The sequence below is a fragment of the Paraburkholderia nodosa genome (assembly GCF_001718195.1).
Classification (GTDB): Bacteria; Pseudomonadota; Gammaproteobacteria; order Burkholderiales; family Burkholderiaceae; genus Paraburkholderia; species Paraburkholderia nodosa_A.
Window position 1 is genome coordinate 640,908 of sequence record NZ_MCNV01000002.1, and the last position, 22,235, is coordinate 663,142.

A 22,235-nucleotide genomic window follows, 5' to 3' on the forward strand; every position below is an offset into this window, starting at 1 on the left:
GGGCGAGCGGTCGCGCGAGTCGAAGCGCTTCCACCGCACGGCCGAGGCGGGCCGGTTACTTGACGTCCTGCTGCGCGTGTTCCGCCGCGTCGATGATCGCGTCGGCCACGGCCTTCGGCTGGCTCAGCATCGAGACGTGGCTGCCGTTCACTTGTGTCACCTTTGCGCCGATGTGCTTCGCCATCGATTCCTGCAGCGCGGGGGCGATCATGCGGTCGCGCGCCGTCACGACGAAATACGAAGGCTTGTCGTGCCACGCGGCCTGCGTGACCTTCTGCGAGAGGGCGCCGCTGAACCACGGGCCCTGGGTCGCCGCCACGATGCGTTGCTGCGCGGGCGGCAGGTCGGGCGCGAAGTCCTCGCGGATCGCCTTGTCCGAAAGCGTCAGGTAGCCCGCCGAGTCCTTGCGCAGTTCGCTTGCCCAGGGCGCGTCCGGCTGGCCCTGGGTGATATCGGCGATCGACTGGCCGTTGTCGGGCGCGAAGGCCGCCACGTACACGAGCGACTTCACCTTCTCGTCGTTGCCGGCTTCGCTGATCACGACGCCTGCCCACGAGTGGCCGACCAGCACGACCGGGCCCTTCTGCTGCTCGATCACGCGCTTCGTTGCGGCAGCGTCGTCGGCGAGCGAGCTGAGCGGGTTCTGCACGGCGACGACGTGCAGGCCGCGCGCTTCGAGGAGCGGAATCACGCGGTTCCAGCTGGAGCCGTCGGCGAACGCGCCGTGCACCAGCACGACGTTGGTGCCTTTCAGGTCCTGCGGCGGCGCGGCATGCGCCGCTTGCAGCGCGAAGAGGCCGCCGAGGAACGCCACGGACGTAAAAATCTGCTTGATCGAAGCCATCGTTTTTCTCTCTTCTCTTATCGGGTCGTTCGGTGGGTCGGGAAAGGCGGATTACGAATGCGCGTAGATCGGGCCGAGGCCGGGGATATCGTCCTGCGCAGCGCGCGCGGCGTTCGTGCCGTTCATGGCGTGATGCGGCTTGCGCGGAGCGGACGCATCGGACGAACCGGCCGTCACACCGCCATACGACGGCGAAGCGGCTTGCTGCGCGACCTGCGTGGCTTCCACGCGCGCCAGCGCGGCCTGGATGTTGCGCGGGTATTGGGTTTCGTCGGCGGCCGGGTTGTAGCCGGCTTTCTGCAGCTGCACGAGTTCGGCGCGCACCTGCGCACGGGTGACGGGCTCGTTCGACTGAGCGAACGACAGAACCGGGGCGGCGGCAACAGCGGCGAGGGCGAGGAGTTTGAGGGCTTTCATGACGTTCTCCAAAGAGGAATGAGGTAGACAGCGATCGGGTTCAAACCGGGTTCAGTTCAGCGCGAGGGGTGTATCGAGCTGGCGTAGGTGTATTTGAACGTCCCGATGTATCTGCCGTGTTTCCATTTGGGGCGCGGTTTGCATATGAACGTGTCCGAATTGCCCGCAGATACATTGCGCTACAAAAAGCCCTCCGCGATGCGCGGCACAGCCATAACGCAAACGCCGCCGGCCCGCGAGGGCACGGCGGCGCGGCGTGGCGTGGCGCTTATCAGCCGAACGTGAAGCTGTAGACGTGCGCGCCCGGGTCGAGAAAGCGGATCTCGAAGGTGTGATCTCCAATGCGGCCGGACTGCCGCACGAGCTGATACAGGCGCGCGCTGGTGGCGACGCCGGTGCCGTCCGCTGCGACGTCGGCGCCATGCGCGGCTCCCGGCGGCGCGCCGTCGATGCTGATGCGAAAGCGCGCGGGCTTGCCGTCGGCAGTGGGCGCGAGCACCAGATGCAGATCGCGCGCATGGAAGCGATAGGCAATGCTCGCCTGCGGCGCGCCCGCCACGGCGGACTCGGCGCCCACGTTCCACTGCCCGCCGAACGCCCACTGGTTCAAGCCGAGCTGCCCCGGCAACGTGTACGCGGCGGCCGTATCGGCTTGCACGCGCTGCGCGTTCGCATTGCCCTGCGCCTCGCGATACCCCACATACGTTTCGCCCGAGCCGATGTCGCGTTGATCCGCGGGAGCCAGCGCGCCGCTTGACTGTGGTGCTGTCGGCGTGGCGGCGGGCGCGGCGCGGCCGTTGTCGGCCAGCAGTTGCTGGATCGCCTGCTCCGCCTGTGCGTAATCGCCTTCGCCGAAGTGGTGATAGCGCACGCGCCCCTGAGCATCGACGAGATAGAACGCCGGCCAGTACTGGTTGCCGAAGGCGTTCCAGATGCGGTAGTCGCTGTCCACAGCGACGGGATAGCGGATGTCGAGATTGGCCAGCGCGCGCTTGACGTTGCCCGTGTCGTGCTCGAAACCGAATTCCGGCGTGTGCACACCGATCACGACGAGGCCGTCGTTACGGTAGCGGTCGGCCCACGTCTTCAGATACGGCAGGGTTCGCAGGCAATTGATGCACGAATACGTCCAGAAGTTGACCAGCACGACCTTGCCGCGCAGCGCTTCGGGCGTGAGCGGCGCGGAGTTGAGCCACGCGTTCGCGCCGTCGAGCGCCGGCAGGCGGCCTTCCACCGGAAGATCGACCGCGGGCGCCGGGGCCGGCAGCGACACGCGCACGATGTGGGCCGCTGGTTCGTCTCGTACCGCTGGACGAGCCTGGGCTACCCGCTCCTCATGACGCGCTGGCTCCGCGCTCGGCGTCTGCCGTGCCGCAGCGGGGCTCGCAAGCAGATCGACGAGGCGCGCTTCCACGCCATTGGTCGGCGCGCCCGGCACCAGCGCAAGCAGGCGCGTATCCACGCCCAGCGCGATCGCGCCGACCGTGAGGAGCACGAGCGCACCCATCGCGCGCCGCACATGCTCGCCCACGCCGAGCGAGCGCTTGAGCGCAGCCATCGCGCGATGGCCGAGGCCCGCCACCACCGCGAGCGAACTGGCGGCGCCCACGGCATAGGCCGCGAGCGCGGCCCACGTCTGCCAGGTCACGCCGTGGCGGGCCGCGCCGGTGATGATGAGTCCGAGGATCGGCCCCGCGCACGGCGCCCACAGCAGGCCCGTCGCGGCGCCGAGCAGCACGGCGGAACCGATGCGGCGCGACGCGCCGTCGTCCTGCGAGCGCGCCATGAAGCGGTCGGCGAGCACCGTGAGCGGGCCGGAAAGGCGCGTGGCGAGCGCGGGAAAGAGGAGCGCCGCGCCAAACAGCGCGAAGAGCCCGAGCGCGATCCAGCGGCCGTACTCGCTCAGCTGCGCCGCGCCGTTCAGGCCGGCGGCGCCGAGCCCCGTGAGCAGCGCGAACGTGAGCGCGAGGCCAAGCAGCATGGGCAGCCGGCCAGTAAGGAAAGGTTCTTCAGAACGTGCGAACACGAACGGCACGACCGGCAGGATGCAGGGGCTCAGGACGGTGAACGCACCGCCCACGAATGCGATGACGATGAGTAACATGAGTTCGGTCTCCAGACGAATGTCGGCGGACTTGCCATGTGCCGTATTTCAGCGCGGGCATGTATCCGGGGAATGTCCGGAACGCGGGCGTCGTGCATCGTCATGTATCGCGCAGGCGGCTGGATACATAGGGATACAAACACGCGCACGGCGTGCAGCGGCCCGCGAAGCTGTGGCCGCGCAGTGGACGATTTGTATCCCTACGTATCGCGTCCCGCCGGCGACACACTACGTTTCAACAGTGCCGCAAGCGGGACACGAGCCAGATACGTGGGAGCGGTCCAATACGCTCGTCGTCCACACAAGGAGAACTCTCATGATCTCTCGTCTCAAGATAGCCGCTGTTGCCATCGGCCTCGCTGCCACCGCCGGGCTCGCCGCGTACGCTTCGGGCGAAGCGCCGTCGGGCGGCTCGGCCGCGCTGCAGACCGGCGCGCAGGCGCCCGACTTCACCGGCGTCAACAACTGGCTCAACAGCCCGCCGCTCGACCTCAAGCAACTGCACGGCAAGGTCGTGCTCGTCGACTTCTGGACCTTCGACTGCATCAACTGCGCGCACACTATCCCGCACATCAAGGAGCTGGACGCGCGCTATCGCGACAAGGGTCTCCTGGTGGTCGGCGTGCATACGCCCGAATATTCGTTCGAGCGCGACACCGGCAACCTGCAGAAGGCGATCAAGCAATACGGCATTACGTACCCTGTCGCGCAGGACAACGGTTACGCGACGTGGAACGCCTATGGCAATCAGTACTGGCCGGCGGTCTACCTCATCGACCAGAACGGCAAGCTCGTTTATACCCACTTCGGCGAGGGCGACTACGCGCAGACCGAGCAGAAAGTTCGCGATCTGCTGGGCATTCAGGGCAAGCAGGGATGATCGGCGGGCGCGGCGCCGCTCCGGCTGGCGGGGCGGCGGCGATCACGCGCTTGCCCGCGTTGATCCGGCAGCAGCGCGCGAAGAGACCGACTATACGCGTAACATGCGAGCGTACCCGCAAAAACGGAGAAGACCGATGTCGACAGACTGGAAAGGCCGCTGCCTGTGTGGCGAGGTGCAATACGAGGCTCGCGGCGCAGCGTTCGCGCAGCTCGTTTGTCACTGCCGCGATTGCCAGCGCGCTTCCGGATCGGCCGGGTTGCCGGTAGTCGTGGTGAGTGCGGCCGAATTCTCGTTCGAAGGCGAAATCCGCACTTACACGATAACGGGCGGCAGCGGCATGCCAACGACACGAAATTCCTGTGCGCATTGCGGCAGCCTGCTCTTTGGCACACCGCAGCATGCGCCGGATATCGTGACGATCTACGCCGGATCGCTCGATGACCCTTCACGGTTTCGCGCCGAATTCGTTCAGTTCACGTCTGAGCGGCATCAGCTGGACGGCCGCGAGCCCGGCATTGCTCAACATGCGGGACGAGCCCCCTGAGACACTCAAAGGTGCCGCGTTTGCGGAGGCGGATTGCCCCAATCATTCGCGAGACCGTTGGCATAGGAGATCGGTGCATCGAGGGCTTCGTTCAGGTCGAAGTCGTCGATGCACATGATATTCACGTTGATGTAAGGGTAACCCGTTCCATTCGGCATATCGACGCGGTCGAATACATGCACGCCGCAGTGTTTGCAGAACGGATGGTGGGCTACCGGGTTTTTCCCTTCGTAATGCGTCAGATCGCTTTCGCCCGAAAGCAGAACGAAGTCTTGCGGGCGAACCTGGACGAGCCAGAGGCGCAGCCTTCCGCAGAAACTGCAGTTGCATTTTCCCGTGCCCTTGCTGAAATCGATTAGGGCTTCGAACTTCACCGACTGGCAATGGCAACTTCCACGGTATGTCCGCTGCATGGGGCTCTCCCGATCAGTGTGAAGACAACTGCGGAATTATGTCACCGATCCTGAATCAGGAGCCCCTGCACCCTGTCAAGGTGCAAATCGAGTAAACAAGTAGTCGCGATCATTTCCCACTTGCGGTAGCCGGGCGCAATCGTCAAGCCGTAGATCGGCGATGCGGCCTGCCCCGGCGCTCGCGTACCTTACTGGGCCCACGCAGCGGGAACCTGCGCGAGAGCCGTGCGCAGTGCGAGCACGACGGGCGCGCGATGCTTAAGAAAACGCGCTTGCATCGCGGCCCCCCCGTCACAGATGCGTGACTTGCAGGATGGCCTGCGCGAACTCCTTGGGCGCTTCCTGGGGGAGATTGTGGCCAATGCCGCCATCGAGACTGCGGTGCAGATACTTGCCCGTGAACTTCTTCGCGTAGGCGGCCGGCGCGGGATGCGGCGCCCCGTTGGCGTCGCCTTCGAGCGTGATGGTCGGCACGGTGATGGCCGGCGCGGCGGCAAGACGCTGCTCGAGGCTGTCGTACTTCGCCTCGCCCTGTACGAGCCCGAGGCGCCAGCGGTAGTTGGAGATCACGATGGCCACGTGGTCCGGATTCTGGAAGGACGCTGCGCTGCGCTCGTAGGTCGCGTCATCGAAGTTCCACTTCGGCGAGGCGAGTTGCCAGATCAGCTTGTTGAACGCATCGCGATTCGCGGCATAGCCCTGCACGCCGCGCTCGGTCGAGAAGTAGAACTGGTACCACCACTGCAGCTCGGCTTGCGGCGGCAGCGGCTTGCGGTTCGCCTCCTGGCTGCCGATCAGATAGCCGCTCACGGAGACCATCCCCTTCACGCGCTCGGGCCACAGCGCCGCGACGATGTTCGCCGTGCGTGCGCCCCAGTCGTAGCCGCCCAGCACGGCCTGATCGATCTTCAGGGCGTCCATGAACGCGACGAGATCGACGGCGGTGACGGCCTGCTGGCCGTTGCGCGGCGTGTCGTCGGAGACAATGCGCGTGCTGCCGTAGCCGCGCAGATACGGCACGAGCACGCGATAGCCCGACGCGGCCAGCATCGGCGCGACCTCGACATAGCTATGAATGTCGTACGGCCAACCGTGCAGCAAAATCACAACCGGACCGTTCTTCGGACCCGCTTCGGCGTAGCCCACATTGAGCAGGCCTGCGTTGACCTGCTTGATCGGGCCGAACGAGACGCCGTTGCCCGTGCGCGAGTTGCCTTCCGTGCCGCCAGCCGACTGTGCGTGCGCGAGACCGCCGAATGCGAAGTCCGCGAGCGTGAGGCCGGCAAGCGACGTGCCGAGAAGGCGACGGCGCCGGACGTTGACGGGATCTGACATGACCATTTCTCCTTGTTGTGCATGCAGGCCGCGCCCGAACGGCTTGGCCTCGTTGATGAGCCGGCGGCAGCAGATCGTTCGAACCGGTCGATCACGCTCGCGGCGGCAGGCAAAACGCCCCGGTGAATTTATAACCGGGCAGCAAAAGCGCCATGTATCCCAATGTGTCTGTTGCGAGCGCGTACACAAAACGAATCAAAAAAGCGTCGGCGTGCCAGGATCGATTCGGCGTGAGCGGGATTGCACGAGCGGCGCGTTTGTATCGCAATGTATAAGCGCCGGCCACAGACACATACCCTTGCAAAACGCGGCGTTCATGAAACACGGCAGATACGTCCGGTGGTTGTAATGCATCAACGCCGGAACTTGCTGTTGACCGGACGGATTTCCGAACCCTTCCCAGGAGAAAGTCATGAACGTCTCGAAGCTCGCCCTCGCCTTCGCCGCCAGCGCCGCAGTCCTCACCGCCGCTCCGGCCTTCGCCGCCATGCCCGCCCAGTCGGTCGCCGCGCAACCCTCGGTACAGCAAAGTCCGGCATGGATGCCCGCCAGCAATGCGGCCAACGCAAAGATCACGCGTGCACAGGTTCGCCAGGAACTGGTTCAGGCGCAGCACGACGGCCAGCTCGCCGCGATCCAGCAACTGTACCGCGGCAGCTAATTCATTGTCCCAACGACGCTAACCCCAGGAGATAAATACCATGAGTCAGGCAGAAAAAGTGCTGTACACCGGCAAGACCCACACCACCGGCGGCCGCGATGGCGCGGCCCGCAGCGAAGACGGGCGTCTGGACGTGAAGCTCTCGCCGCCCGGATCGAGCGCACCTGGCACGAACCCGGAGCAGATGTTCGCGGCGGGCTGGTCGGCGTGCTTCATCGGCGCCATGGGTCGCGCCGCCACGAAACTCGGCACGACGCTGCCGCGCGACGTGGCGGTCGACGCCGAGATCGACCTCATCAACGCGGACGACGCGTTCAAGCTGCGCGGCCGTCTGAACGTGACCCTGCCGGGCGTCGATCGCGAGACGGCACAGCGCATCGTCGAAACGGCACACCAGATCTGCCCGTACTCGAAGGCCACGCGCGGCAACATCGACGTCACGCTCAGCGTCGTCGAGGCGTGATCGCGTAGCAGAAGAAAGCAAAAAAGCGGGGCGGCTTGCGCGCCCCGCTTCGCTTTTATGTGTTGCCGTGCGCGCTGCGCGCTAGCCGTGCGGCGCGTCCACGAGATTGACCGGCGAACCGCTGCGCCAGGCCTCCACGTTGCGCAGCGTCGTTTGCGCGATCTCGTTCATCGCCTCGCGCGTGAAGAACGCCTGATGCGACGTGACGATCACGTTCGGAAACATCAGGAGACGCGCGAGCACGTCGTCCTGCAGCGGCGCATCCGAGTGGTCCTCGAAGAACAGGCCGCCCTCTTCCTCGTACACGTCGAGGCCGAGATGCCCCAACTGGCCGCTCTTTAGCGCATCGACGAGCGCGGTGCTTTCCACCAGGCCGCCGCGGCCGGTATTGATGAGCATGGCGCCGCGCTTCATCTTCGCGAGCGCGTGCCGGTCGATCAGATGCCGGGTTGCGGGCACGAGCGGGCAATGCAGACTCACTACGTCGGACTGCGCTAGCAACGTATCGAGCGGCACGTAACGCGCGCCGAGCGCCAGCAAGTCTGCGGCCGGCGGGCCGGGATCATGGGCGAGAACCTGCATGCCGAAGCCTGCCATGATGCGCGCGAAACACCGGCCGATGATGCCCGTGCCGATCACGCCGGCCGTCTTCCCATGCAGATCGAAACCGAGCAGCCCGGCAAGCGAGAAGTCGCCTTCGCGCGTGCGCGACACGGCTCGCGGCAGCTTGCGGTTGAGCGCGAGGATCAGCCCGACGGCATGCTCGGCCACCGCATGCGGCGAATAGGCGGGCACTCTCGCGACGGTGATGCCAAGACGCTGCGCCGCTGCCAGATCGACGTGATTGAAGCCTGCCGAGCGTAGCGCCACGAGGCGCGTGCCGCCCTTGTGGAGGCGCTCGAGCGTGGCGGCGTCGACCGTATCGTTGACGAACGGGCACACCACCACGTAGCCATCGGCAATCACGGCGGTATCGGCGTCGAGATGCGATTCCTGGTAGTGCAATTCATATTCGAAAGCGCTGTTCGCCTCGGCGAACGTATCGACGTCGTACTGGCGCGCGCTGAACAGGATCATGCGCGGACGAGCGGAAGTGGGGATCTGGGTTCCCGGCATGTTGACCTCGTGCGAGCTTCGGGTGTGGGCGCGAAGTGCGCCTTGATGCGCATGGATGCGCCGTGAACTCGAACGTGAAAGCGTTCGCGTGAGCCGCGTAGCCACGCAAGCACATGGTAACAGCAGGTTCGCGGGGGATCGCGTGTTGTCGCTGGCGCGGTTGTAGCCGGCCTTCTGGAGTTGCACGAGTTCGGCCTTCACTTCGGCACGGGTCACCGGTTGGCTCGACTGGGCGAACGAGAGCGCAGGAACGGCAACGAGGGCCGCAAGTGCGGCGGCGGCGAGCGAGTGTGCGAGCTTCATGGTGTCGCGTGGGCGGGGCCGGCTAACACGACAATAAGGGGCGAATCAAAAGTGTTGCTGCACCGCACACTTAGCTCCTCGCGCCTTGCATTCTGCCCTGAAATCTCTATAATAAGGGTTATCCCTTAGGCACTAACCCTAGCAAAGAGGAAATCATGGGTGCAATCGTCGAAAAACTGACTCAAGTTCTGGCTGCACTGCGTCGTCTTGGCGCCGAAGCGCTGAACCGTCACCTCGAATACTGCGAACTGCTCGCAGAAGCTCAGCGCCGCTGGTACTAATCCGCGCCTGACTGCAGCAAGCGTCCCTGCCCGTACAAACGAGGGACGAGAAGAAGTAACACGCGGCCGCATCGAGCGGTCGGGTTTTATGCGGCGCCCAGCCGTGCCTCGATTCGGGAGGCATCCGTGCGCGCCGCATCGGGCCGTGATCCCGGCGCAGCCAGAAATGCGCGTGTGCGGTCATAGGCTTGCGCAAGGCCACGCAGTTCCCGCGTGACCGGCCGGTCGTCCAGACCCCGCCGGGGGTGAGCGCGTAGCTTTCACCATGGCCACCGCACCGAATCCTGGTAGCGCACAAGCATGAAATGCGCGACCGCGTTCGAGCGGTACGCGGCCACATCCCGTTCGTCCTCGAAGCTCGCCGCAGCGAAGCGCGACCATAGGGCTCGTCGCCGTATGGGTCCGTGCGCTTCCGCAGCCCTCTTGCCGTTTAGTTGCAATAGCAACGACTTGCCGGCCGCAAGATGTTCGCGCCGCAGCGCGGCGCGCCAAATCCCGATTCCTCCATTGCTTTCGGAGCCGTGCAATCCGTGTGCGGCACAACATTCGGCGCGTTTTCCCGCCATTCGGGCCGGTTCGCGCTTTGGGCGGAAAGCGCCTAATCTTGAGGTATCGGCTCTTGCCCCATCTGTGAGCCGGAACGTGCGCCACCTTCCGGACTTCCGATGCGCGATCATCGCCCCTCGCATGCCGCGGTGCACGACGCGCCGCACGCTCACCCGCACCATCCGCTCACCGCGCGGCTTGCTCGCGCCGTTGTGTTCGTCGCCTTGCTGGTCGCGTGGGCCGCTGTGGCGGCCGCGCTAGCCGTGCCGGCTGCGTTCGCGGCACCGAGCCCCCCCGTCGTCGTCATGACGGTGAACGGCGCGATCGGGCCCGCCAGCGCCGATTTCATCGTCCGCTCGCTGGAGCGAGCCGCGCGCGAGCGCGCGCCGCTTGCGATCCTCGAACTGGATACGCCCGGCGGCCTCGACACGTCGATGCGCCAGATCATCAAGGCGATTCTCGCCTCGCCGGTGCCCGTAGCGACCTTCGTCGCTCCCGGCGGCGCGCGCGCCGCGAGCGCGGGCACCTATATCGTCTACGCAAGCCACTTCGCAGCCATGGCGCCGGGGACGAACCTCGGCGCGGCATCGCCGGTGCAGCTCGGCGTGGGCGGCGGCGGTGGCGGTGGCGGTGGTTTTCCAGGCGGCCCGCCAGGCGCTCCCGAGACCGCCTCCGGCGCCTCGGCCCCGCACGCCGACGACAACGAATCGACGGAAGCCCGCAAGGTCATGCACGACTCCGCCGCTTACATTCGCGGCCTTGCACAACTGCGCGGGCGCAACGCCGCGTGGGGCGAGCGCGCCGTGCGCGAGGCTGTGAGCCTCTCGGATGAAGAAGCACGTGACCAGCACGTGATCGATCTGATCGCGCTGGACCCCGCCGATCTCGCGCGCCAGCTCGACGGCCGCACCGTCACGACCACGGCGGGAACGCTGCGCGTCGCCACCGCGCACGCGCCGCTCGAAGTCGTCGCGCCCGACTGGCGCAACCGCTTCCTCTCGATCGTCGCCGACCCGAACGTCGCGCTGATTCTGCTGACCATCGGCATTTACGGACTCTTCTTCGAGTTCGCCAACCCAGGCTTCGTGCTGCCCGGCGTGGCGGGCGCGACCTGCCTGCTGGTGGGCCTCTTCGCCATGCAGCTGCTGCCCGTGAACTACGCGGGCCTCGGGCTCGTGCTGCTCGGGCTCGCATGCCTCATCGCGGAGGCATTTCTGCCGACCTTTGGCGTGTTGGGCTTCGGCGGCATCGTGGCGTTCGCCATCGGCGCGCTCATGCTGATGGACACCGGCGCGCCCGGCTACGGCATCCCCATCCCGCTCATCGCGGGCCTCGCGCTAGGCGGCGCGGCGTTCGTCGCCACCGTCTCGAGCGTGGCGCTGCGCGCGCGGCGCCGGCCCGTGGTGACCGGCGCTGAGGCGATGGTAGGCGCCACGGGCGAAGTAATCGACGAGGGCCTGCGCCCCGACCCGCGGCCCGGCCACGCAGCTTTGTCGACGGGCTGGGCGCGCGTGCACGGCGAGCGTTGGCGCGTGGCATGCGCCACGCCGCTCGCCGCCGGCAGCCGCGTGCAAGTGAGCTCGCGCAGCGGTCTCACGCTCACCGTAACCCCGCTGCACGGCGCGGCACACGACAAGGCAAACGAGAAGGGAGAACATTCATGATCGGCTTCACGTTCGGCTTCACAGGTCTTCTGATCGCGCTGCTGGTGCTGATCGCCTTGTCGTCCATCCGCATCTTCAAGGAGTACGAACGCGGCGTCGTGTTCATGCTCGGGCGCTTCTGGAAGGTCAAGGGGCCGGGCCTCGTGCTCATCATTCCCGTGGTGCAGGTGGCGGTGCGCATCGACCTGCGCACTGTCGTGTTCGACGTGCCTTCGCAGGACGTCATCACGCGCGACAACGTTTCGGTGAAGGTCAACGCCGTGGTCTATTTTCGCGTGGTGGACCCGGAAAAGGCCGTGATTCAGGTCGCGCGCTACATCGACGCGACGAGCCAGCTCGCGCAAACCACGCTGCGCGCCGTGCTCGGCAAACACGAACTCGACGCCCTGCTCGCCGAGCGCGAGCAACTGAACGCCGACATCCAGAAAGTGCTCGACGCGCAAACGGACGCATGGGGCATCAAGGTGTCGAACGTCGAGATCAAGCACGTGGACCTGAACGAAACGATGATCCGCGCAATTGCCCGCCAGGCCGAAGCCGAACGCGAGCGCCGCGCCAAGGTGATTCACGCGGAAGGCGAACTGCAGGCGTCCGAAAAATTGCTGCAAGCCGCGCAATGCCTCGCGAAGCAGCCGCAGGCCATGCAACTGCGCTATCTGCAGACGCTCACCACCATCGCCGCCGACAAGAACTCCACCATCGTCTTCCCGCTGCCGATCGAACTGCTCAACGCGCTGATCGAGCGCTTGGGCAAGTGATCCGGCCCCTCGGTTTCGAGCCGCTTGTGCCCGAGCAGGCTTCTGCGCGGCTGCGGATCGAGGCGCGTTGCTTTTCGCACTGAGCGTGGCCAGCCTTCATTCGCGAAAGTGCCTTGGGCACGACCGAGGCGCCGGGCCGTGTTGCCCAACCCACTGCGCCGCACGAGCACCGCCGCAGTGCGCATGTATAGGTGACAGCCTGTGTGTCAGTGCCCAAAGTAGATCGGCTTGATTCCAGCGGGGGCGTTCATTGGCTGCGCCCACTTCGCGGCCGACTCCGACGAGCCCGCGCTTACGCCGCCATAGCCGCTGCCCGCGATGCCCACCTGCTGGGCGCTAACGCGCGCTTCAGCCGCCTGCAGGTCGCGCGGATAAGACGCCCGGTCGCCCGCCGACGGTTCGTAACCCGCCTGCTCCACCTGAATCAAATCCTGCCTGACCTGGCCGCGGGTCAGGGAATCGCTTGTGGACACTGCAGCTTGCCCGAAAGCGGCGGCAGGCAACGTCAAAATCGCGGTGACTGCGACAATACGTTTAATCGTCTTCATTTAGTTCTCCCAATCGTTGAAAAGGACACATCTAATCGAGCACGGGCCGTGCCGCGCCTTCAACGGATGGCGACGGTCATTGGGGGCAAGGCCGGAGCGAGGACGACGGGCAGGCGGTCCGCGACCGCCGGCTCCCAAAAGACCGCAACGATGCGGCGATGTCGTGCCTCGCGCTCGCGCTTCAGATCTACGCAAACTCGCGCCATTGCCGAGCGGTGTTACCCATCGCGCGGAGCCAGCACGTGTGCGCCGGCACATGCCAGCACGGACATCACGGCTCTAGCTTGACCTTGATCCAGCCCGGCTCGCGCGCGTCCTCCTCAGGAAATTCACCGACTCGCATTCCTGCGCTTGAGCGTTCTGTTCATTGGCGGATGCCGCTTCCCCCCTTCTCCACGCGCTGGTCCCCGATACCAACGAGGCCGTGGAAGTGATGCGACGTGGGTGGCGTCTATGCCTCATTGCCTAGCGCCTTCGACACTGCCGCCGGGCTCTCGAACGACTCATTCCCAAGCGCGGCGAGCGCCTGCATGACCGCTTCATCAGCGTCGCCACCCCTCAAGTGCAGGCGGTCAAACCACCTAGGCCCCCATGTGCCGATCGCGCCGCTAGCTCGACGGCTAAAGCCTGCGCGGCACGTGCTGCAATATCAAGGGCGCGCGCCGAGCGACTCGGACAACCCACAGGAATCGCCCTTCGGAATCGAATTCGACCGTCGGCGTTATCGACAGCTCTGCCATTTCTATACATTGAATTCTCATACCTCCTTTCCAATGTCTCTGATGCGGGCGGTCAGACTGTCCGATTCAGTTGCTTGCCGGGTTGATTCCCTCAGCCGACACGTCGCTCGATCAACAAACGACGTTCCGCATGTGCAAGGCCTGGCTGTACGAAACACAGCCTTTCCGGCCATGCGCGGTTTCTGGCGGTCGACTAAGCGTTGCCCGGCTCCGGAAACCGCGCCATTCGATGGGCCCTGCGCTACCCAAGAGATCGGGAAGCTTCCGCTCGGCCGCTTGCGCTATCGCGGCGAACTGGGTGAAGTAGAAGATGGGGCGAAGCGTGCCTCGAGGCTGTTTAGGTACGCGCGATGCGTGTTCGTGAATTCGATATGCAGAGAGCGCTGAAGAGTGCCTATTGAAACCCCTAGAGCAAACGGTGCGACGACGTGATGTAACGCCTCGATGATTTGCCCGCGCAGGAATTTCAGAGGGCCGCCGACGTATCAAAGGGCGTCGGTAACGAATAATCGTCAGGCGCTCCGCCAAGACCCGCAGGAGGGCCTGATGCAATTCTTTGCGCTTGCCACCGACTACGACAATACGCTGGCGAGTGACGGCCGCGTCGCCGATTCTACGTGGGACGCCGTAGAACGTCTTCGTGCGTCGGGCCGTCACGCCGTTCTCGCGAGCGGCCGCGAGCTCGACGATCTTCTCGCGATCTGCCCGCGCCTCGACCTTTTCTCGCGCGTCGTGGCCGAGAACGGAGGCGTCCTCTATTGCCCCGCCACTGGCTCTCATCGTCTGCTCTCGCCCGCCCCGCCGGAAGCCTTCGTCGCCGAATTGCGGCGGCGCGCGCCCGGCGCGTTCAGCATCGGCGAGACGCTGGTCGCGACGGTGAAGCCGCACGAGCACGTCGCGCTCGACGTGATCCGCGACCTCGGTCTGGGCTTGCAGATCGTTTTCAACGGCGATGCGGTGATGATCCTGGCGCCGGGTGTTTCGAAGGCAACCGGTCTAAACGCGGCGCTCGACGAACTGGAATTGGCGCCGCTGAACGTAGTCGGTGTCGGTGACGCGGAAAACGATCACGCCCTGCTCAACGCATGCGGCCTGAGCATCGCAGTCGCAAACGCGCTGCCCGCATTGAAGAAGCATGCCGACGCCGTAATGCATGCGGCGGCCGGATCGGGCGTCGCGGAGTTGATCGGGATGCTGCTCGCCGACGATCTGCGCGCCATCGCCGCCGTATCGCCGCGCCGTCGCGTCCTGCTGGGGACACGCTGTTCCTCGCAGGACAATCAGAAGAGCCACGAGCAAGACCGTGAGAAAAACCGGGAGTGGCTACCGCTGCAAGGGAGCGTCTCACTGCTGGTCGGCCCGTCAGGTTGCGGCAAGTCTACCGTGACCGCAGGCATGCTGGAGCGGCTCGCACGCGCGGGCTGCCAGTTGTGCGTGATCGATCCCGAGGGCGATTATGCCAACGACGACATGACTATCGTGCTCGGCGACACGCACAGCGCGCCTTCGGTCGAAGAACTGATGCAGTTGTTGACCCGCCCAGCACGACCCGTAGTCGCCGTCAACCTTTTGCGCGTGCCGCAGGCGGATCGCCCCGTCTTCTGCGCGAACCTGCTGTTGCACGTTCAGCGCCTGCGCACGCGCACCGGTCGTCCGCACTGGGTCGTTTTCGACGAAGCACATCATCTGTTTCCGGCAGCTTGGGAAGGCGCGAGCCAGGCGATCCCCGAAACGCTCGAAACCGCGCTGGCCGTAACGGTATCGCCCGACCAGCTCGCGCCGGCATTCTTGCGTCAAGTCGGCGTCGTACTGGCAATGGGCGATGACGCCGAAGAGGCTCTGCACAGTTTCGCGTCGGTAAGCGCACGTCCGCTGCCGGCCTCGATGGCACCGGGGGCAAGCACGGGCACTGCGCTGCTTAAGCGTGGCGAGGCGCTGTTGTGGCGTGTCAGTGACGCAGCCGCACCGCAGGCGGTTTGCCTCGAACCGGGGAACAAGGAAAAGCGGCGCCATCACCGCAAATACGCGGAAGGCTTGCTGATTCCCGAGCGCAGTTTTTATTTTCGCGGCGAGCAGGGAAAGCTGAATCTGCGCGCACATAACCTGGTGCTCTTCATCGAACTGGCAGAAGGCATCGATGTCGACACGTGGCAATTCCATCGCCTGAAGGGCGACTATTCGCGTTGGTTCGAAGAGCAGATCGGCGATGACGATCTGGCCTCGGAAGCGCGTGCGATAGAGCGGGACGACTCGCTGGATGCCTGCGAGAGCCGTTTGCGCATTCGCGCTGCTATTCAGGCACGTTACACGCAACCGGAGAACCCGTCGTTGCCCGCAGTCCTGACAGCCCGGCAGCCTGGTGGAGGCGGCGTGTCGGACGGCGCACGCGAGCGTGCGGCGGAGTGACCGCTGCCCTGAAGAGTCTCTGGACCTGCACTGGTCGCGAAAACATGTGTATGGCGATTGCTTTCTGTTGCGCCGGCTCACGCGCTCGCTTCACATTTAATACGGAGTCCTGCCGTTATGGATCTATCTCGATCCCGCATTGAATTCGATTCAAGGCTCCATTGCAGCGACCGCGACAAGGCACGTTGATTGCACACTCCGAAGAAGACCCGTCAGTTGCTGCTCGGACTGCTCGGCATCTGGTTCTATCTCAACATCGTCGTTGGCCACTCGGCGGTTGCGCGACCGATTCGCATAGTGGCAACGATCGCGGCCATCGTCTACGCACTTACCATCGTCGGTATGCTTTCGCCCTAAGTTCCGGTGTCCGTGGCGCAGCATCTTCATTACCTGCCTGCATCGCCGCCCCTGAACAGCGCGTCATCGTCCGGCAAGGGCGGCTAGCGCCACCAGACCCAGAGTCTTCCAGGTCCGTCGCCGGCCGCAAGATCAATCCGGGAGGACGGATCTGCCCGATCCAGTCGTCGACCAAAACGTCCATGCTGGACCCGATGAAATCGCATAGCCTCATCTGTGCTATCCCGGTGTTGGGCCGGGTCAATGCGGGCAAAGAAGGGCTCGAAGGGCCGACATCTTCCAGGTTCGTCTCGACTGACCCACCACTCAACGCGCACCTAAACTGGCCATACTTGCGAGAGCTTCGCGACAGATGCCCGGGATCAAAGTTTCCGAGGCCTCCGGCGACATCAGATACGCGCTCCGCACCTTCCTTGCAGTGCGAGTCGCGGCTGGCAGGATCAGATGATGCGCGCCTGTTTCCACTGCCAGCGGGAAACGCGAGACCCCTGGAGTCTCTTCCGCGCCCAGCAGCGCCGCAATGAGGCACTGGCGCGATCAATGAACGTCGGCGGCCGAACGCCGCACTGGCCGCCGCTCAACCGGAGTTCACGATGACCGACAATCTGAATCGAACCGCTCTGCCTCCTGATGTGGCCGCAGAGATCGAACGTATCTACCAGCAATGGGACCGCGCATGGTCGACCGACGATCTCGACGCGATGATCGCGCTCTATGCACCGGAGGCGGTACTCGAAAGCCCACTCGTTCCTCACCTGCTCGGCGGCAGCGACGGTGTCCTTCAAGGGCGCGAGCGAATCCGTTCACTGCTTGACAGCGCGGCGCCGCGCAAGCCTGATGCCCGCTCCTTCCATCGCGAGGGCTATTTCACGAACGGTCGCCGGTTGATATGGGAATACCCGCGCGCGACGCCCAACGGCGAGCAAATGGACTTTGTTGAAGCGATGGACGTTGAGAACGGTCGGATCAGTCGGCATCGCGTGTATTGGGGCTGGCGCGGCGTCGAAGTAATCAAGGCTGATGCGTATTACAAGGGGCACCGCTAGCCGGCCGAATCATTTTCCCTAAGAGCGACCTTGAGCGTCCTCCATTGAAGTTCAAGGCGATCAATAGTTGCGAGCAGAACGTCACGCCGACAAAACCGGGAAGCGCCGGACACCCTCCTCATGAGTCCTGGATGGGCTGCCATTGAGAGGGCGCCCCAGGTCAGGGCCGCCAAAGATCCTGCTTTTATTACGTTATGGAATGCGCGCCCGCGGCGGTGTGACCGTGCGGAGATGGACCATGAATGACACGACGCCTGTCATCGGTGCTGGACCGGTCGGTCTCGCGGCCGCACTTTTTCTTGCTGACCAGGGCATGCGCACCCGCATCGTCGATGCCGCTCCGCAGGCTGCCACCGAATCGCGCGCTCAGGTCGTGAATCCCCGCGCACTCGAACTGCTGGAGTCCACGGGCGTCGCGCAGGCGATGGTCGCGCAAGGGCGTGCCATCCACCGCACGCGCTTTTATGAGGACTGGAAACTGATTGCAGAACTCGAGTTCGCTGGCGCGCATCCGCGCTACGGAACGACGATCCTGTCGCAAGCCCGCAGCAAGGCATTGCTCGCGCAAGCCTTGCGCGAGCGGGTCCGTCACAATCGCAGCCGCCTTACGGCGACCGTTTTCTGCAGGCGTTACAACTGACCGGATCACTTTGAACGCAGTGAATCCTTCGCAGCACGCTTGCCAACCGCACCGGCTAGCACGGGCCAGAGCGGCCAATAGATCGCAGCAAGCGTCGCTCAGGCCTGGTAAGGCCTGCTGCCCCGTTGCAACTTGTACCAGCCTGATTCTCCGTCCGCATATGACCCGAGCGACGGCTCATCGCTCGGACTGGCGTCGCTGGACTCACCGCGGAACGTTCGCCCGAAGCGGCGCGCCATCTCTCATTGACTGGCGCCGGCAGCGCTGCTCGCCGCAGCAGGCGAACTGCTCATGCCAGTGTCGCTCTGTGCACTGGTTTTGTCGGCACGTTTGCATCCAGCAGCCGATAGCAGCGCCAGCAGCGCTGCAAGCACAATAATCCCTGTCACGCTGTGTCTCATTTGATACTCCGATAGCGGTCCCGCAATATGGCGCGCAACCTTCATGCCGCGGGTCCGTCATCACACAAGTCCGTTGCGTCGTCCCGGTGCAGCCGCTCAAACGAACCGGAAACTCATCGGAACCCACTTTGCCTGTTGCATTACATCGACAGGGGCCGCGCCATACGCGCGGGCACGCGCATGTCCAGTTGGGAGGTAATTCGCCAGCGGGCTTTTGTGAACGCCATGCGAGCTCCCGCGGCCGTTGCAGCAGCAGCGCGACGTGGGCAATGGCACGCCGCAGGCCCTACGACGTCAGCGAAGTGTCCAATGAACGTCCCTGTTTTCGAAAGGACTACATGAACAGCACCATTCAGCTCCGCAACCCGGGCAGCGGTAGTACTGGATGCGGATGCTGCCGAGATATGCCGGTTCGCCGACATCGCGCAGAGGGTGTGTCACATCGAAATCGGGGTGACTCAGCAGAAGACTGCAGGACGCGCAAAGATGTGATGGATCGCAAATCATTTCATTGCCCCTGCATTGCCTTCGATGCGCAACTGCCAGGCGTCGCACGATACTTTTCACGAAGGCAGAAGATCTTGATGTCAAGGAACACGGAGGCTTGGGGACAAAGCGGACTGTCCCTCGTCCGTGAAGCGCTCGAAGTATAGGATGCGGTCCGGCGCGGGCAAGCGTACTAAATTCATGGGTTCCGCACAGGCAGTTGACCGCACTCGGACGATCAGCTGCGCACGGACGCGTCAAGAAAGGTTGGACTCGACGGATTGCCATCTCCGCAGCGCGGCGGCGCATGGCCAGGTGAAACAGATGACTTCAGGAGCCTGCAACTGTCTGGCCCCGTCAGCCTACCGCGTGCAGTCACGTTCGCTGCGGCTCATCTGAATACAGCGCCACTGGTCGCATGCTTGCAAACGTCTGCCCGAAAGCTCCTGCGTCCGGCGCGCCAGCCCCACACTCGAGCGAGGTCATTCATGACGAGCCAGCCATTGAACAGTGACGTGAACACCCCGATGGCCGCCAATGCAAAAGTACTCAGACCTACGCACTGCACGATCGCCGGGGTGCCGGACGTCCACAGCAATGGCATCGCCGGGAAGATGGCTCCGACCGCAAACAACAGAAACGAAAATCCCGCTGCAGTCCACGGATTGCCACCGAGTTCCATGACGGCGAGCGTGAACACACACAATCCAAGCGTCTCGTGGAATCGCCGGTCTATCTCGTGGACGGACGAATACACGCGCCGTTCGCGTCCGCCTGGCTCGTAGACGATGCGACGAGGACAAGAACTGCCGTACACCAGTGAAGGAATTGCGTGATCGAGCCGTAACGGGTTCCAGAGCTACCCATGGCTTTTTTCAGGTTAGCAGAGTGTCATTACATTGACGCACGCGAATGAGCGACGGGCAACGACACAGTAGCTGACGTGGCGCATACCTGTTCATGGGCTTACGGCATCGTGGTAGCCGACGCCGAGCACAAACCCTGGAACCGGCTCGATTCCAGTAGAGGACTGACTACCTGGGTCAGCTTGACAAGCGAAGCGCGAGTTAGTGGCGATTAATATTTACCTCTACGAGCGTCGGCCCGCAAACAGGGTCTATATGCGTCATGACGTTCAGTACCGGGTTTCCTGTCATCGGCTGCGTAATGCGTTACTAAGGCAGTATTTCCCGTAGACCAAACAGTGGTGAATTCCAACATTCGGCAATGCGTTTTCAGCGAACACGCCAGTAACAGCCGGTGTCGTGTTCGTTGTGAAAACCGGACGGTTTTGATTTATGGACTGGAATGCGATGACCAAGACCAGAGCAAAAACCATGCATATCGGTGGAATGTGCTTTTTCATCGTCGGTGCCTGATACGGTAACCCGAAACGCCCTGCCAAGGTGCGGCGGAGCTCGCTCTCAGTTCATGCCACTGAGTGACCTGTTATGCCACGTTCGCCAAATGAACATGACGTTGCTCTGCGCCGCCGTGGCGTCATTTGACTTGCACGGCGGAGTATGTACCTCGGCGCGCTGTCCGCGCTTCCACTCATTTCATTCGGGCGCAGATTCGTGGGCCTGTCGACCAATCGAAGCTAGATACGCCGTTGTCCATGTCCATTCGGACCGCCAGGATACTTGAGCATTAACGCGGCCCTCTCGGGCCGTCCGCGCCGAAGAGTCGCGGTCCCGGAGCCGATACCTGCTGCGAACTGCGTACGAAATGTATCGCTTCAAATGACTGTCAGCCATCACGACCCGACCCGCAGGCACCGCAGCAGAGCCCGTCCTGCCTCGGTTAGTCGCACGGTGATCCACTCAGGCGCTCGCTCCTGAGTTTCGACAAGCTTCCGACTCTGCAATGCCCTCATGTTCGGGTCCAGTGTGCGTAGCCGCATTTCCCCGTTCGCAGGCGTTAGCAGCGTGCCAATCTCATGGTGGCTGAGCATCGAAGTCCCCGCAAATGAAGACATGTTGAGAGCAGAAGTCGCGTCACGTGCCCGTATGCATACGCTTGCACGAAAAATACACGGCCGGGCCGTGCGCACTAGAGAAGGGGCAGACTTGCGTCTGCCCGATGCACGTTAATGGATAGCCATCTGCACGACCTTCACGATCACGAGACCCACTGCGACGACGAGGTAGGTGCGCAGCACGCCCATCCACACGCGTGTCGACAGCGTCAGGTGCTGCGGCGCCGGCAGGTCTTCGAGCGGCGCCATGCGCCACGTGTTGCGCAACTCCTTGAGCGCTGGCTTGTTGAGCGGCAGGGCATCCTGGGTGCCATTCGCGCCGCGTGATTTGCGCGAGAGTTCCACCGCGGCGTACACGGCCACGGCAATTCCACATCCGCCCACGAGAATCTTGACGATCGCCGCGCCGCTGATATCTGGAAACACGGTGGCCGCCGTCAGGATGATCGACAACACGACGAGCACGGCAATCACTGCACCCGTGAACACGTTCAGCCTCTTCGAATTCACCCACGGGCCAAGCACCGCCTTGTCATTACAGAGCAGCAACAGGAACACCGTTGCGCTCGGCAGCAGCACGCCGGCCAGCGTCTGCACAGCCTCAGTCAAGAGGCCGAGCGGGCTGCCGGGAATCAGCACGAGGGCCGCCGCGAGCGCGATGATGCCGAAGTAGACAAGATAGAAACCCTTCGCGTCGAGCACGCTGCGGTGCAGCGAGTGCTTGACCTTGAAGACATCGCCAATCGCATAGGCCGTCGAGAGCGAAACGGCGGCGGCGCCAATGATCGACGCGTCGAGCAGCGCCACGGCGAAGATCGTGGCCGAGGTCTGGCCGACGTACTTGTGCAGACCCGCAATCACGCCACCCGCGTCGGTGAAGTTGCCGAACTCGGGCTTGCCGTCAAAGAGCGCGGCGGTGAAGGCCATCATCGCCACAGCGCCGACGATCACGAACGCGATACCGATCCAGAGGTCCGCCTTTTCGTACTTCATGAAGCGCGGCGTGATGCGCTTGTCGATCACGTAGCTCTGCTGGAAGAAAAGTTGCCACGGCGCGACGGTCGTGCCGACGATGCCGATCACGAGCAGCATCACGTCGGAGAGCTTCGAATTCGCCGGCCAGGTCGGCACGAAGAAGTCGCGCGCGATAACGCCCACAGGCGGGTGAATCGAAACGAGCACCGGGATCAGCAGCAGACTCAACAGGCACAGCACGATCGCGAAGCGTTCGAAGCGCCGGAAGTCGCCCGTACTGACCGCCGCCATCGTCAGTACCGCGGCGATGCAGACACCGAGAACCT

At 64.0% G+C, this 22,235-nt stretch carries 19 protein-coding genes and 2 pseudogenes; 11 read left to right on the top strand and 10 right to left on the bottom strand.

Annotated elements, in window-relative coordinates:
• Positions 1–55 precede the first annotated feature (55 nt).
• The 3 genes from BFD71_RS06150 to BFD71_RS06165 form a co-directional block, all read right to left on the bottom strand.
• The gene (locus tag BFD71_RS06150; RefSeq protein WP_069262367.1) at positions 56–844 is read right to left on the bottom strand and encodes an alpha/beta fold hydrolase; all 789 of its coding nucleotides are present in this window, start codon (positions 842–844) and stop codon (positions 56–58) included.
• 51 nt (positions 845–895) lie between these two features.
• A complete protein-coding gene (locus BFD71_RS06155; protein WP_069262368.1) occupies positions 896–1,261 on the bottom strand; it encodes a DUF4148 domain-containing protein in 366 nt (121 codons plus the stop codon).
• A 271-nt stretch (positions 1,262–1,532) separates the two neighbouring features.
• A complete protein-coding gene (locus tag BFD71_RS06165; RefSeq protein WP_069262370.1) occupies positions 1,533–3,365 on the bottom strand; it encodes a cytochrome c biogenesis protein DipZ in 1,833 nt (610 codons plus the stop codon).
• A gap of 316 nt (positions 3,366–3,681) precedes the next feature.
• Here BFD71_RS06165 and BFD71_RS06170 point away from each other — a divergent pair, with 316 nt between their 5' ends.
• A complete protein-coding gene (locus tag BFD71_RS06170; RefSeq protein ID WP_069262371.1) occupies positions 3,682–4,245 on the top strand; it encodes a thioredoxin family protein in 564 nt (187 codons plus the stop codon).
• A 136-nt stretch (positions 4,246–4,381) separates the two neighbouring features.
• Positions 4,382–4,792, top strand: a complete 411-nt coding sequence (locus BFD71_RS06175) for a GFA family protein (protein ID WP_069262372.1) — start codon at positions 4,382–4,384, stop codon at positions 4,790–4,792.
• 5 nt (positions 4,793–4,797) lie between these two features.
• Here BFD71_RS06175 and BFD71_RS06180 read toward each other — a convergent pair whose 3' ends face one another.
• Positions 4,798–5,205: a GFA family protein gene (locus BFD71_RS06180; protein ID WP_069262373.1), complete on the bottom strand. Its 408-nt coding sequence runs from the start codon at positions 5,203–5,205 to the stop codon at positions 4,798–4,800.
• Positions 5,206–5,496: 291 nt separating this feature from the next.
• A complete protein-coding gene (locus BFD71_RS06185) occupies positions 5,497–6,540 on the bottom strand; it encodes an alpha/beta fold hydrolase (RefSeq protein WP_069262374.1) in 1,044 nt (347 codons plus the stop codon).
• A gap of 412 nt (positions 6,541–6,952) precedes the next feature.
• Here BFD71_RS06185 and BFD71_RS06190 point away from each other — a divergent pair, with 412 nt between their 5' ends.
• Positions 6,953–7,201, top strand: a complete 249-nt coding sequence (locus tag BFD71_RS06190) for a DUF4148 domain-containing protein (protein WP_069262375.1) — start codon at positions 6,953–6,955, stop codon at positions 7,199–7,201.
• Positions 7,202–7,241: 40 nt separating this feature from the next.
• The gene (locus BFD71_RS06195; RefSeq protein WP_069262376.1) at positions 7,242–7,664 is read left to right on the top strand and encodes an organic hydroperoxide resistance protein; all 423 of its coding nucleotides are present in this window, start codon (positions 7,242–7,244) and stop codon (positions 7,662–7,664) included.
• An 81-nt stretch (positions 7,665–7,745) separates the two neighbouring features.
• On the opposite strand, the gene BFD71_RS06200 is transcribed toward BFD71_RS06195, so the two are convergent.
• A complete protein-coding gene (locus BFD71_RS06200; RefSeq protein ID WP_069262447.1) occupies positions 7,746–8,780 on the bottom strand; it encodes a 2-hydroxyacid dehydrogenase in 1,035 nt (344 codons plus the stop codon).
• A gap of 156 nt (positions 8,781–8,936) precedes the next feature.
• Positions 8,937–9,083: pseudogene (locus BFD71_RS42045) on the bottom strand (DUF4148 domain-containing protein); the annotation flags it as partial.
• 155 nt (positions 9,084–9,238) lie between these two features.
• Between BFD71_RS42045 and BFD71_RS42050 the strand changes: the two are divergent.
• From BFD71_RS42050 to BFD71_RS06210, 3 genes are all read left to right on the top strand, one after another.
• Positions 9,239–9,364 (top strand): hypothetical protein, encoded by a 126-nt coding sequence (locus tag BFD71_RS42050; RefSeq protein ID WP_256094506.1) that lies wholly within the window; start codon positions 9,239–9,241, stop codon positions 9,362–9,364.
• 665 nt (positions 9,365–10,029) lie between these two features.
• A complete protein-coding gene (locus tag BFD71_RS06205) occupies positions 10,030–11,574 on the top strand; it encodes an NfeD family protein (RefSeq protein WP_069262377.1) in 1,545 nt (514 codons plus the stop codon).
• Complete coding sequence (locus BFD71_RS06210) at positions 11,571–12,332, top strand: slipin family protein (RefSeq protein ID WP_069262378.1); 762 nt, start codon at positions 11,571–11,573, stop codon at positions 12,330–12,332. Before BFD71_RS06205 ends, BFD71_RS06210 begins: the two co-directional genes overlap by 4 nt.
• A 206-nt stretch (positions 12,333–12,538) precedes the next feature.
• Here the strand turns inward: BFD71_RS06210 and BFD71_RS06215 are convergent, their stop codons facing one another.
• Positions 12,539–12,880: a DUF4148 domain-containing protein gene (locus BFD71_RS06215; RefSeq protein ID WP_069262379.1), complete on the bottom strand. Its 342-nt coding sequence runs from the start codon at positions 12,878–12,880 to the stop codon at positions 12,539–12,541.
• Between the two features lie 1,286 nt (positions 12,881–14,166).
• Between BFD71_RS06215 and BFD71_RS06220 the strand changes: the two genes are divergently transcribed.
• From BFD71_RS06220 to BFD71_RS06230, 4 genes are all read left to right on the top strand, one after another.
• Positions 14,167–16,026 (top strand): HAD hydrolase family protein, encoded by a 1,860-nt coding sequence (locus tag BFD71_RS06220; RefSeq protein WP_069262380.1) that lies wholly within the window; start codon positions 14,167–14,169, stop codon positions 16,024–16,026.
• 189 nt (positions 16,027–16,215) lie between these two features.
• Positions 16,216–16,383, top strand: a complete 168-nt coding sequence (locus BFD71_RS41345) for a hypothetical protein (protein ID WP_176732833.1) — start codon at positions 16,216–16,218, stop codon at positions 16,381–16,383.
• Between the two features lie 593 nt (positions 16,384–16,976).
• Positions 16,977–17,429 (top strand): nuclear transport factor 2 family protein, encoded by a 453-nt coding sequence (locus tag BFD71_RS06225; protein ID WP_069262381.1) that lies wholly within the window; start codon positions 16,977–16,979, stop codon positions 17,427–17,429.
• A 238-nt stretch (positions 17,430–17,667) separates the two neighbouring features.
• On the top strand, positions 17,668–18,069 hold the full coding sequence (locus BFD71_RS06230) for an FAD-dependent oxidoreductase (RefSeq protein ID WP_069262382.1): 402 nt from the start codon (positions 17,668–17,670) through the stop codon (positions 18,067–18,069).
• Between the two features lie 1,386 nt (positions 18,070–19,455).
• On the opposite strand, the pseudogene BFD71_RS42055 reads toward BFD71_RS06230, so the two are convergent.
• Together BFD71_RS42055 and BFD71_RS06240 are read right to left on the bottom strand one after the other, a co-directional pair.
• A pseudogene (locus tag BFD71_RS42055) lies at positions 19,456–19,641 on the bottom strand (VIT1/CCC1 transporter family protein); the annotation flags it as partial.
• A gap of 1,404 nt (positions 19,642–21,045) precedes the next feature.
• The coding region (locus tag BFD71_RS06240) for an NRAMP family divalent metal transporter (protein ID WP_069262448.1) at positions 21,046–22,235 on the bottom strand (1,190 nt) is incomplete at its 5' end.